At 60.1% G+C, this 12439-nt stretch carries 10 protein-coding genes and 1 riboswitch; of the genes, 8 read left to right on the top strand and 2 right to left on the bottom strand.

Features of this window, described 5'->3' with window-relative positions; translation table 11 throughout:
* Window positions 1-258 precede the first annotated feature (258 nt).
* A riboswitch (cyclic di-GMP riboswitch) is annotated at window positions 259-346 on the top strand.
* A gap of 93 nt (window positions 347-439) precedes the next feature.
* From ABYV89_RS00210 to ABYV89_RS00185, 6 genes are all read left to right on the top strand, one after another.
* Window positions 440-958 carry a DsrE family protein gene (locus tag ABYV89_RS00210; RefSeq protein WP_432820894.1) on the top strand — a complete coding sequence of 173 codons (519 nt, stop codon included), beginning with the start codon at window positions 440-442 and terminating at the stop codon, window positions 956-958.
* A gap of 155 nt (window positions 959-1113) precedes the next feature.
* Entirely contained in the window at window positions 1114-1587 is a 474-nt protein-coding gene (locus ABYV89_RS00205; protein ID WP_432820893.1) for a YbaK/EbsC family protein, read from the top strand.
* A gap of 68 nt (window positions 1588-1655) precedes the next feature.
* Window positions 1656-2102, top strand: a complete 447-nt coding sequence (locus ABYV89_RS00200; RefSeq protein WP_432820892.1) for a hypothetical protein — start codon at window positions 1656-1658, stop codon at window positions 2100-2102.
* Window positions 2103-2154: 52 nt separating this feature from the next.
* Complete coding sequence (locus ABYV89_RS00195) at window positions 2155-2598, top strand: DMT family transporter (protein WP_432820891.1); 444 nt, start codon at window positions 2155-2157, stop codon at window positions 2596-2598.
* 120 nt (window positions 2599-2718) lie between these two features.
* Window positions 2719-4674 (top strand): glycoside hydrolase family 15 protein, encoded by a 1956-nt coding sequence (locus ABYV89_RS00190; RefSeq protein ID WP_432820890.1) that lies wholly within the window; start codon window positions 2719-2721, stop codon window positions 4672-4674.
* 461 nt (window positions 4675-5135) lie between these two features.
* The gene (locus tag ABYV89_RS00185) at window positions 5136-5951 is read left to right on the top strand and encodes a ZIP family metal transporter (protein ID WP_432820889.1); all 816 of its coding nucleotides are present in this window, start codon (window positions 5136-5138) and stop codon (window positions 5949-5951) included.
* A 19-nt stretch (window positions 5952-5970) separates the two neighbouring features.
* On the opposite strand, the gene ABYV89_RS00180 is transcribed toward ABYV89_RS00185, so the two are convergent.
* Together ABYV89_RS00180 and ABYV89_RS00175 are read right to left on the bottom strand one after the other, a co-directional pair.
* On the bottom strand, window positions 5971-7143 hold the full coding sequence (locus ABYV89_RS00180; RefSeq protein WP_432820888.1) for a cation:proton antiporter: 1173 nt from the start codon (window positions 7141-7143) through the stop codon (window positions 5971-5973).
* A gap of 9 nt (window positions 7144-7152) precedes the next feature.
* On the bottom strand, window positions 7153-8616 hold the full coding sequence (locus tag ABYV89_RS00175) for an NAD-binding protein (RefSeq protein ID WP_432820887.1): 1464 nt from the start codon (window positions 8614-8616) through the stop codon (window positions 7153-7155).
* Between the two features lie 271 nt (window positions 8617-8887).
* Here ABYV89_RS00175 and ABYV89_RS00170 point away from each other — a divergent pair, with 271 nt between their 5' ends.
* Together ABYV89_RS00170 and ABYV89_RS00165 are read left to right on the top strand one after the other, a co-directional pair.
* Entirely contained in the window at window positions 8888-9637 is a 750-nt protein-coding gene (locus tag ABYV89_RS00170) for a carbonic anhydrase (protein ID WP_432820886.1), read from the top strand.
* 195 nt (window positions 9638-9832) lie between these two features.
* Window positions 9833-12439 carry an ATP-binding protein gene (locus ABYV89_RS00165; RefSeq protein ID WP_432820885.1) on the top strand — a complete coding sequence of 869 codons (2607 nt, stop codon included), beginning with the start codon at window positions 9833-9835 and terminating at the stop codon, window positions 12437-12439.

The following is a 12439-nucleotide window of genomic DNA, read 5'->3' as shown; positions in this document are numbered from 1 at the left end:
GCGCTAGAGCTCGCAGGGGCCACAGGGAACCTGCAAAGGTTGGCTTTTGACGTCTCTGCGGTCTCTGCGTGCTTGACTGGGCACAGCGATCGGGCGGGACGCTTTAGATTCGGATAATCTCCCGCCGCTAACAGGCCCGCCTGGCAACAGGTCGGGCCTTTTCTTTCTTGCTGGGATTCTATTGCGAGCAGCCAAGTCTCTGCTCCCGCGATGATTCCTTGACAGCTCACCCGCTGGTGATAACCTCTCACTGGCAGTCACCGAGACAGCCAAACCCGCCGTAAGCCGGGGGCGGAAAGCCACGGGTCTTCCTTCGATCTACTTAAAAGACAGCCGAGCTGCCGAATGACCAAAGATTTCGGTGAACCCGGCTTTTTTTAGGCCCAGCGTTTGTTCCCGGTAAGGCATGCTGCTTAAACACGCGGAAAGGAGATTCGCTATGTTTGCTGGAAAAGACAAGATAGGCCGCCGTATTTTTGGTGTATTCCTGACAGCAGCCTTGGTCGCCCTGATGGCCGCACCCGTTCTGGCCGCGGGGTACGACAATGCGCTGAAAAGCGTCACCGGTTATGACGCTGTCTTCGACGTGAGCCTGGGGGTTCCCGATGAGTCTAACATCGTCTTCTGGGCGGTGAAAAACGCCTACGAGGCCCCCGAAGTCAAGGCCCTTGCCAAGGCCCCCAATATTGCCATCGTCTTTCACGGGCCTGCCGTGAAGCTGCTCTCCGCGGACAAGTCTCTCTTCACCGGAGCCGAGTGGGCAGAGGTGGAGAAATTTCAGGGCTTGCTGCGACAGATGAAGAAGGATGGAGTGACCCTGGAAGTATGCCTCTACGCCGCTGAGGTGATGGGCGTGGACAAGGCCACCATCATCCCTGGGATCGACCGGGTGGATAATGGCTTTGTCTCGGTGATCGGCTACCAGATGCAGGGGTACGCGGTGGTCCGCATCCCTTAGACAGCAGAAACGCGAGCCGCTTTCCAGTGCTCGTATGAAACTTTGAAAAACATAAAGCCCCAACCGGTTATTCCGTGTTGGGGCTTTATGCAAATCGTTCTATAATGCGTCCTGTTCTACTTGACGGAGAGGGACCCTTTTGAATCCGGAGTGCCATGCCGACCATCGATGATGTCAGCTCATACCTGGCCCCGCTCGGGCTCGAAGTTATGCAGTTTGCCGAACCTACCCCCACTGCCGAGGCGGCGGCCGCCGCTGTCGGCTGCACGGTGGCGGAGATCGCCAAGAGCATCCTGCTTTTGGTCGGCCGCCAGCCCGTGCTGGTGGTTACCTGCGGCGATGTGAAGGTCAAGAGCTCGAAACTGAAACAGGCCGCCGGGCTCACCGGCAAGGTCAGCTTCCCCGGCCCTGACGAGGTCATCCGTTACACCGGCTACGCCCCCGGCGGGGTCTGCCCGTTTCTGCTGCCGCCTGGTCTGCCGGTGCTGCTTGACGCATCCCTTGAGCGTTTTGCGGTGACCTATCCTGCCGCCGGCGACGATCACTCTGCGGTAGCGGTTGATTTTTTCCGACTCGCCGCGCTAACCGGCGGGCGCGCCGTCGAGGTTTGCGACCCGATCGCCGGTTAGGGATTGACAAGCGGGCCGGAAACGCTTTTGATAAAGGCCGGTCTCAACTTACTCGCAGGAAGGTGCGCATGGCGGATATTCTTCTCCTGATCGCTTCGCTGATCGTCGGTTTTCTTCTGGTCGGGGCGGCTGCGGCCCTGGTTCTTCGTGCCCGCATGGCCAAGACGGTCAAGGTGCTGGAAAGGCGGGTTCACGATGACGGCTGTTCGATCCGCCTGCCGGCCACCAGCGCGCGTTACAGCGGCGCCGATTCCGGCTATTCGAAGGTGAAGAACAACGGCGTGCTGGTGGTCGGCGACCTGCGCCTGTACTTCCAGCATTTTCTCGAAAAGACCCCGTCGATCGTAATCCCCCTGGCCGATATCCGTAACGCGACGGTGGAAGCTTCCTTTCACGGTGAGTCGCGCGTTATGGCCGGCGGCGGCTACCTGGTCGTGCATACCGGCGACAGCAACCGCATCGCCTTTCTGCTCAAAGACCCCGAAGCCGTTCGCGCGAAGCTTCTCCCCGAGTGATCCGCGATTGTCCCGCACCACTAGCCCCTCACGCTGATTTCGAGGTCTCCCGGTGAAACCTGCATTTTTTATCGCGGTCGCCTTTCTGGTCGGCGGTCTGCTGCCGATCCAGGGCGCCATCAATGCCCGCCTGGGGCAGGCTCTGCACCACCCGCTGCAGGCCTCGCTCATCTCCTTCACTGTCGGTGCCGGTTTTCTGGCCTGCTGCCTGTGGCTGACGGGGATTGGTTTCCCCTCTGCCGGACTGGTCAGGCAGGTTCCCTGGTTCCTGCTCTGCGGCGGCCTGATGGGGGCGCTCTTCGTCTCCACCGTGCTGATCCTGATCCCTCATATCGGGGTCGCCAATATGCTGATCGCGGCCATGGCCGGCCAGGTTTTCATCTCGATGCTGGTCGACCATTTCGGCTGGTTCGGCGTTCCCGTCCATTCCTTCGGGGGATCCCGCATCCTGGGCGGCTTCTTTCTATTGCTCGGGGTGGTGCTGGTTCGCCATTGAAAGCGCCGCTGCGTAACGGCCGCAAAATTTCTTCATCGCTTGAGAGAACCCGCTTTTACGGTAAGCTTGCTTTCTACTTCGGGGAGCTTCACGCTGCTCCCCCTCGAAAGCGGGGGTGCCATGTCCGGAAAAAATCCGCCAACGGAGTCCGCCCGCGCCACCCGGTTGGCCGAGGAGATCATCGAGGCGCAGAAGGTCCGTTCCGCCTTGCTCAAATGGAAACTGGTGCTGGTGTCCGGTCTGGGGGCCGCCGGGCTCGGACTGACCTCCGCGGATAAGGGCGGGTTTCTTCTGCTGCTGGCGCTGATACCGCTGGTGGCGGTCTATGTCGACCTGCTCTGCAGCAGCCTGAACCTGCGCATCATCCTTATCGGCCGCTACTTTGCCGAAAAAACCGACGACCCCTACGAGGCGTTCGTCGGCCCCCATCGCATCGTTTTTTCCCTCGAAGACTGGGCTCTGTACGGATCGAGCTATTGCCTTTCCGGGCTGCTGACCGTGGTCGGCGCCTTCCTGTTTGTTCACGGCCTCTTTGCCGGCCCGGCCATGTCGTCCTGGCCGACGGGCCTGGCCCTGGTTCTGTCCGGGCTCGTTGGCGCCATTCTGACGCGCTGGGTTGAAACGTCCTACGCCATCCTCGCCGAACTGCGCAAGCTCGATGGCGATATCGATGCCACCAGTTTTTTTCGCAGCGAACTGGGCAAGCAGGTCGTCACCTTCAAGTTCGTATCGAACAGATGGCACCGGTTCAAGGCGCTTTTTCAATTTAAAGAGAGCGTCCAGAATCAAAAAATCAACCATTACCTCAGTCCCGCTTATCGGCTCAAAGATATCGAAGCGCTGCGAAAGTTTCTCGATGAGCGCGGCACCTTTGCTTTTCGCCGATTGCCCAACGGGCTTTTTCCGGCGGCTGCGGCGGCTGCGGAGGGGGATGATTCGGGCTACCAGCATGTCTGGGTACGCGACAACGTACATATTGCCCATGCCCATTACCGGTGGGGGGATGTCGATACGGCGGTTCGCAACGCATCGACCCTGATGGCCTATTTCCAGCGTTACCGCTGGCGTTTTGATGACATCATCAAGCGTCCTGAACTGGCCAAAGACCCGATGAACCGGCCACATGTACGCTTCGACGGACAGCGTCTCGAAGAAATAGACCAGCCCTGGGCCCACGCGCAGAACGATGCGCTGGGATACTTTGTCTGGTTCTGGTGCAAGCTGGCACGGGCCGGCAAGCTGATTTGCGGCTCCGCCGAACTCGAGTGTCTCGGTGCTATCGTCCTTTACCTGCGGGCGATCCGCTACTGGGAAGACGCCGACAGCGGTCACTGGGAAGAGGCGCCCAAGGTTTCCGCCTCGTCCATCGGTACCGTGCTGGCAGGGCTGGTCGAGTTTTCGGCCTTGGCGATGGAGCGGTCGCTATGGGGCAGTCCGATGCTGAGCAGAAGGCAGGTGAACGGTTCACTGTTGAGCGAACTTGTCGCCAGGGGCCGGCGGGAACTGGGCAGCATCCTTCCCCATGAATGCCGGCAGGGGCCGCCCGAGACGCACCGGCGGTTCGACAGTGCCCTGCTCTTTCTCATCTATCCGCTGCAAGTGGTCAGCGAAGACCAGACGCGGGAAATTCTCGTCGACGTCATGCACAACCTCGAGGGGGAATACGGCATCCGCCGCTATCTTCGGGATTCGTACTGGTGCCCGAATTATAAGGACAAGTACCCGGCCGATCAGCGCAGCGGTGATTTCAGCCGTTCCGTGGCCGAGCGCGATGCCCACATTCATCTGGGCCAGGAAGCCCAGTGGTGCCTTTTCGATCCGATCATCTCCGCCATCCATGGGCTGAGATTTAAGGAGAACGATCGTGACCCCGACGACTTCAAAACCCAGGTCCATTATCTCAACAGGGCTCTCGGGCAGCTTACCGCCGGCGATGGCGTGATCCCCGAATTGCGTTGCCCCGAGGCCTACTACCTTGAAAACGACCGTTACGTTCCCAACGATCATACCCCCCTGCAATGGACCCAGGCCAACCTCAAGCTGGCTCTGCACCTGATGCGGGAGAGCCTTCGCTGATGCGAGTGGATGCTGGTTGGTTGTGGATTGACATCCCTGCCGGATAGGGGGTAAAAAAGGATGCATGGGTAGCTGCTAATTGGCCGGCAAGACCGGGGGGGCATGAAAGACTCGCTTACGCACCTTCATACCGCCGCTGTTCAGGGGTTGCCTGAAACCGCGGCGTTTTTTTCAGGCGGCAAGCGATGCTTCCTTCCGATTGCGGTTTTGGCTTGGGATGTTCCGGGGTATGTCGGGAGTAGCAAAGGTGGCCCAGAATGGGTGGGCGTTAGAGGCGAATTGTGAAGAAAACTGTCTGGCGATGATTTATATCAGAGGCGATAAGGGATATTACAAGGTGGTTTATTTAGACAGCATGGAAGTCGAGGACGGAGAAATGGAAAACTGACCGATGCCTTTGGGCGAGGGGCCGGCCCAGCCATAAGCCTGCCTGTCAACAACACTAATCCGGAAAGCTCTCTATGATTGATTTTATTCTGCAATTTCATCCCGTCACCCAGGCGCTTCTGGCCACACTCTTTACCTGGGGGGTCACCGCGGCCGGTGCGGCGCTGGTCTTTTTCACCAAGGCGGTCAACCGCAAGGTCATGGATTCGATGCTCGGGTTCGCTGCCGGAGTGATGATCGCCGCGAGTTTCTGGTCGTTGCTGGCCCCCGGGATTCAGATGGCCGAAACCATGGGAATGACGCCCTGGCTGGTTGCCGTTATCGGCTTCATGGGCGGCGGTATTTTCATGCGTCTGACCGACCGTTTTCTGCCCCACCTCCATCCGGGACTGGCGGTCGGTAAGGCCGAAGGGGTCAAGACTTCGTGGCAGCGCAGCACCCTGCTGGTGCTGGCGATCACCCTGCATAATATCCCCGAGGGGCTGGCGGTCGGCGTGGCTTTTGGCGCCGTGGCGGCCGGCCTGCCGTCGGCCACCATCGGCGGGGCGGTGGCTCTGGCCATCGGTATCGGGCTGCAGAATTTTCCCGAAGGGACGGCCGTGTCGATGCCGCTGCGGCGAGAAGGCATGGGCAAGGGGAAGAGTTTCATGCTCGGGCAGGCTTCCGGCATGGTCGAGCCGATTGCCGGGGTGCTCGGTGCCCTGTTCGTCCTGCAGATGCAGGAGATCCTGCCGTACGCGCTCTGTTTTGCCGCCGGCGCGATGATTTTTGTCGTCGTCGAAGAGCTGATCCCCGAGTCCCAGCAGAACCCGGCTCATATCGACCTGGTCACCATGTCCACCATGGTCGGTTTTTCGGTGATGATGATTCTGGATGTGGCGTTGGGGTAGGTCGGTTGGAGGGGGGGGCTTAAGTGGGGTGCGTGATCCCGCTTTCGGCCGGTTTGCTGCGGGCCACCAGCCGGAACAGCGACGGGTAGACAAAGCTGGCGAGCAGGGCGGTAAGGATCAGGGCGCCGTTGGTTTCCGAGTTGAGGAGCCCCATGCGCATGCCGAGGGTGCCGGCGACGACGATCATGGTCAGGGGGGCCGACAGCAGCAGCGCCATGGAGACCGCCTCGCGCAGGTCGAGGCCCAGGGGACGGCGCATGGGGAGGGTGACCAGGTTGCTGACCAGAATCATCAGGGTGAGAAAGAGGGCCTGCAGCACGACGTCGGGCGAAGCCAGCAGGTTTTTGTCAAGCTGGGCACCGACCCCGACGAAGAAGAAGGGGACGAGAAAGCCGAAGCCGACCGCGTTGATTTTTTCTTCGAAGCGACGCCGGTTGCGGAAGACGTAGCTGAAGATGGTGCCGGCCAGAAACGAACCGAGAATCGCCTCGGCGCCGGCGAGCATGGCGAGCACGGCGCCGAAAAAGGCAACGGTGACCACGGCGCGAATCCCTTCTTCCACCGGGTCTTCACTTTCCATCACCTTGGTGACCCGTTCGGGAAACCACCAGGCCAGCAGGTAGAGGAGCTTGAGCAGCAGCAGGGCCAGGCCGAGCAGGGCGGCCAGTTTGCCAAGTTCGAGGCCCGCCTCCAGGGTGATCCCGTGCTTGTGAAAGGCGTCGAGAAAGGTCAGGGCCAGGATCGAGAAGAGTTCGCCGATGAGGGCGACGTTGACGATGGTCTGGCCGACCGGCTTATCGATCAGCCCCGATTCCTTGAGCACCGGGATGGCGATGCCGGCGGAAATCAGGGCGACGGCGATGCCGAGAAAAAAGGGCTGCCCCATGGCGACGAACAGGCAGGGGGCCAGGATGAAGGACGCCAGCGGCACCAGCGCCAGCCAGACGGCTTTGCGCGAGCGCAGCACGCGGGCGAGGTCGAGCTCCATGCCGGCGATGAACATGAGAAAGATAAAGCCGAGTTCGCGCAGCACCTCGAACCACTCGGGGCGATGGGTGATGACGAAGTTGAACAGCAGAAAGCCGTAGACGATTTCAAGGGCCGACGAGGGAATGCGGAACCGGCGGGCGATAAAGGGAATCACCGCGGTGCCGGTGAGCACCAGGAGGATGGCCGACTCCTGCTTAATCATGGCGAATCCTCACAGGACTTCTTCGATGGCCGGGATCAGCAGGGCACTCGGCCTGGCACGGCGAACGATGCTCCAGGGGACGTCGGGGTAAAAGATGCGATGCAGCAGGCTGCCGCCATTTGCCGTGCTGATTTCGTTGACCTGCAGATTGTAGCCGTCCAGTGCCTGGGAAAAGCTGTGAATCGGATTGCCGGTGAGTTCGACCCGGCGGATGCTCGAACGGTAGGCCAGGGCGACGTCGGAGACGTTTTTTTTCAGCAGGGAGTAATCGTCCCCCTCTTTTTCGGTGGAAATGTATTTGGACGGCAGGGCCAGCAACGCTTCGATGGTGCTGTACATGTCGGCCGCGATATCCATCGCCGACTCCAGGGCGTTGTGGCTGGCGTGTTGGTCGAGGCAGGGGACGGCGATCTTTTCGTACGGGTGGCTGCCGGTTGCCAGCAGCACGGGACAGTCGGCTTGCGCGAAAATGTCCAGCAGCTGGCGTTTGGCCCGCGCTGCCGAGAAGCGTTTGAAGAGAAGACCGGGACTCATCACGCACAGTCCGAGGCTGCAGGATCTCTGGTCCAGGGTCGAGCGGACCACCTCAAGGGGGGCTGCGGTGCGGCTGATTTCGACCGTGACGGGATCCTTGTCGGCGATCAGTTGCAGCAGCAATTCTGGGATTTCGGTGCCTTCGGCCACGGCCAGGATCAAGCGGCGCAGGGGCAGGGTGCTGGCCAGGTAAGCGATTTCGGAAAAAAACGCCGGAGTCTCCCGGTCGCCGACCAGGATCAGGCCGGTATCGCCGTAATCGAGGGGGAAGTCGGAAAGACTCGACGAGAGGCGTTCGGCGACGGTTTTGAGTACCCGCGGTTCGCCGAGAATGACCACTTTGTCGCGGGGTTTGAGGACGACGGATTTACTCGGTACGACAATGTTGCCGTCCCGGTAGATCAGGCCGAACCGCCAGCTTTTCGGGCGCAGCCAGCCCAGCGGTTTGTTGGCCAGGCGGGAGCTGGGCGAAACTTCGACTTCGAGAATTTCGTTTTTGCCGATGCCGATGCCGTGCACGGTTTTGCTGCGGTGCTCGAGCCGGTTGCGCATTCCGGTGGCGCTGGCGGCGAAAATCCCTTCAACCTCGATGCCGAGCGAGGCCATCTCCTGGATGCCGGCCTGGGTAATGCCGATGCCGATGGTGCGAACCTCGGGAAAATGCTGGTGCAGCACCCGGGCAACTTCGAGGTTGATCTCTTCGCTTGAAGTGGTGATGGCCACGGTGTCGGCCGGTGAGATGCCGACCTTCTGCAGCACCAGCCGGCTGGTGGCGTCGCCCTGGTAGGTTTCCACCGATTCGCCCCAGAGCTTGCGCACCGCCTGCAGGGTCTTCTCGTTGACATCAACGCAGACCAGGCGGAAATCCCGGGACAGGGTGCGCACCAGGGTCATGCCGATGTTGCCGAGTCCGATGATGATGAGGCGGCCTGTGAGCATGGAAATCTACCTGTTGGAGATGGAGAATTCAGGAAAACCGCGGCTTGAACCCGGGAAATAACCAGTCAACCCAATTTACAGAAATATACAATTTATCCCGGATTTTGTCAGTTTATTAATAGCCGAAGTGCATCGCCGGGCTTGTATGAATGATTACAGGTTTTTTATCTTCACGGATTGTGGGTAATGTGGTACGCTCTGCCCCGGTTTCCGGCGGGGGCTTTTGTCATTCTGCCCAATGGGCATATCCAGCGCGAAGAAGGAGAGAAAAATGAAGAAATGGATGGTACTTGCGGCACTTTGTCTGAGCACATCGGCATTCGCCAGCGGCGGCGCCGGGCATGGCGAAGCACACTGGGGCTATACCGGGGATACCGGGCCTGAGCATTGGGGGGATCTGAAGCCCGAATTCTCGGCCTGCAAGGAAGGCAAGAGCCAGACCCCGATCAATCTGACCGGAATGGTCGATGTCGACCAGCCGGCCATCAATTTCAGCTACGGCGAAGTCGGCGTGGCCATCTTCAACAACGGGCACACCATTCAGGCCAATTACGAAACCGGCAGCTCCATCGAGGTCGCCGGCAAGACCTACAAGTTGATCCAGTTCCACTTTCACAACCCCAGTGAAAATGTCATCGAGGGCAAATCCTTCCCGATCGAGGCCCACCTGGTGCACAAGTCGGACGATGGCCAGCTCGCTGTTATCGGCGTGATGTTCGAGGAAGGCGCCGCCAACCCCGTGGTCGATACTGTCTGGCGCTTCATGCCGGCCCGGGCCAACTCGACCATGGTCGCCTCCAACGAAACGGTCAACGTCATGGCCATGCTGCCCGAAAGCAAGGAATACTACGGCTTCGACGGCTCGCTGACCACCCCTCCCTGCAGCGAAGGGGTCAAGTGGATGGTGCTGAAAACTCCCGTTACCGCGTCGCCCGCGCAGATTCTCAAGTTTCAGCACATCATGCATACGTCCAACAATCGTCCGCTGCAGCCGCTGAACGGTCGGACCATTACCGAGTAATCTGCAGAAAAAATATCGAATATCGGATTGAAACAAGCCGGCCGTCCCAGAAAAACTGGGACGGCCGGCGTGTTTTACGGTTTGGGTCTGATAAGTTTTTTTTGTTCATTATTGACGGTAGCGACTGGTGTTTTTGTCTATTTTAATCTAGACTTGGCAAATTGCCTGCTCCCCCGTTTCCTCGATTGAGGGTCTATGCGATTTCGGTTATTCCCCGTCTGTCTTCTGGTCGTCCTGGCCGGGCTGCTCCTGCCGGCGCCCCCGGCCGCAGCTTCCCCGGCGGCCGCCGTAAATGACCCCTCCCGCCAGATTCTTGTGCTGCATTCCTATCATGCCGGTATGGCCTGGACCGACAGCATCATGCAGGGAATGAATAGGGTTTTCAGCGATTCGGGGCTGAAAACTCAAATCCATGTCGAGTATCTCGACAGCAAGCGCTACCCTGAACCGGCCTATTTCGAGCAATTCGACGCCCTTTTGCAGCGCAAGCTGAAAGACTTCTCCTTCGATCTGATCCTGGTGTCCGACAACGATGCCCTGAATCTGGCCTTGCGGCACCGGGAAGGCCTCTTTGCGGGGATTCCCATCGTATTCTGCGGGATCAACAGCTTTGCGCCGTCGATGCTGGGCGGTCAGCGACAAGTTACCGGTGTCGCCGAACAGCCAAGCTATCGCGAAAACCTGGAGCTGGCCCTGCGGTTGCATCCCGGCACCCGGGAGGTGGTGGTGGTCGGTCGCACCGATTCCCTCAGCGAACGGCTGATTTCAGCGAGCATCGCCGTCGCCGCCCGCGACATTGAGGCGCAGGTCCGTTTCGATTTCTGGAACGACCTGCCGGTGGAGGTCATTCAGCAACGGCTGGCCGGGCTTGCGGGCGGGCAGCTGGTGCTTCTCGGCACCACCCTGCGCAACCAGGACGGAAGGGTGCTTTCCTATGCCGAGAGCTGCCAGTTGGTGCGCGAGGCGTGCCCGGTTCCTCTGTACGGTGTCTGGGATTTTTTTCTCGGTCAGGGGATCGTCGGCGGTTACCTTGTCAACGGCGACAGCCAGGGGCAGCTCGCCGCCGACCTGGCTCTGCGGGTTCTGCGCGGCGAAGACCCGGACGGCATCCCGGTCATCCGGTCCACCGCCAACGTTCCGATGTTCGACTACCGGGAGCTGAGGCGTTTTGCTGTTTCCCGATCCATTTTGCCCGAAGGCAGCGTGGTGATCCACCGTCCGCCCTCTTTTTACCCGGTGAACAAGCGGGATTTCTGGCTGGTGGTCGGCCTGCTGGTCGGTCTGCTGATTTCGACCCAGCTGCTGCTGTTGAGCAATTATCGGCGTAAAAAGGCTGAAATGGCGTATCGCGAAAGCGAGGAAAGGCTGCGCCTGGCCCTCGAAGGGTCCCAGGATGGCATGTGGGATTGGAATGCGGTTACCGGCAAGAACCTGGTCGATGAACGCTGGTGCTCGATGCTGGGCTACACCAAGGCCGAGATCGTCGAGGATTTCGAGCAGTGGCAAGCCCTGGTCCATCCCGATGATCTGCCGGGGATAACCCGAACTCACCAGGAGTGCATGGACGGGAAGTTTTCCCATTTTGCCGGTGAGTTCCGCATGCGCACCAAGGCCGGCGACTGGAAGTGGATTCTCGGGCGCGGGGCGGTGGTCGAGCGGGATGGCAATGGCAGGCCGCTGCGGCTCACCGGCACCCACAAGGACATCTCCCAGCAGAAGGCGGCGGAACGCGCGCTCAAAAATGCCCTGAATGATGCGGAAGCGGCGCGCGACAAGATCAACGCCATTCTCCGTTCGATTGCCGACGCCCTGATCGTTACCGACACCCAGGGGCGCATCATTCTCATGAACCAAATGGCAGAGCGGTTATTCGATGTCCGCTTCAAGGAGGTTGCCGGCAGTGAAGCCCGCAGGTTGGCCGATTTGCCGGTCTTTCATTCCCGGCTTGCGGCGGTTTTGGCGGGCCAGGAGGATCGGCCGGCAGAGGATCTTGAGCTGTATCACCCCGAACTGAAAGAAGTCCGGTTTTTCCAGGTGCGCCTCTTTGCCGTGCTCAACCAGGAGAAGGAGCGCGCCGGGGGGGTGGCCATTCTGCAGGACGTAACCAGGTCCCGCGAGATGGATCGCATGAAAAGCGAGTTCATCTCGACCGCCGCCCACGAACTGCGCACGCCGCTCTCCGTAATTCTCGGGTTCGCTGAACTGATGTTGTCGGATCGGCCGCTTGCCGAAGAGCAGCAGCGGGAGTTTCTGCAGATCATCGTGCAGAAATCCGAGGGTCTTTCAACCCTGGTCAATGAACTTCTCGACTTGAGTCGCATGGAATCGGGGGGGATGATCGCGCTGAATCGGGTGCGGTGTTCGATTGGCGAGATCTTGCTGCCGCTGGTGGATCAGTACCGCAAGATCTATCCTGGATATCGCTTTGAGGCCGAGTTGCCTGCAGAGTCCGCCGAACTGCTGGTCGATCCGGGAAAGGTCGGGCAGGTTTTGGAAAACCTGCTCAGCAATGCGGTCAAATATTCTCCCGGCGGCGGCCCGGTCCGCCTGACGGTCGATTTTGATGCCGATGCCTGCCGAATTTGCGTTGCCGACAAGGGGATCGGCATGACCCCGCAGCAGCTGGAGAAGGTGTTCGACAAGTTCTATCGGGCGGATTTCACCAACACGGCGGTCGGCGGGCTCGGGCTCGGCATGGCGATAACGCGCAATATCGTCGAGGCCCACGGTGGGACGATCCGGGTCGAAAGTGAGCTGAACAAGGGGACCGCGGTTTCGTTTACCCTGCCGCTGGCCGGTTGA

The sequence above is a fragment of the Trichloromonas sp. genome (assembly GCF_041583255.1).
In the GTDB taxonomy this organism is placed as follows: Bacteria; Desulfobacterota; Desulfuromonadia; order Desulfuromonadales; family Trichloromonadaceae; genus Trichloromonas.
The sequence above is the reverse complement of the archived record's forward strand: the minus strand, read 5'-3'. Positions and strand labels throughout refer to the sequence as shown.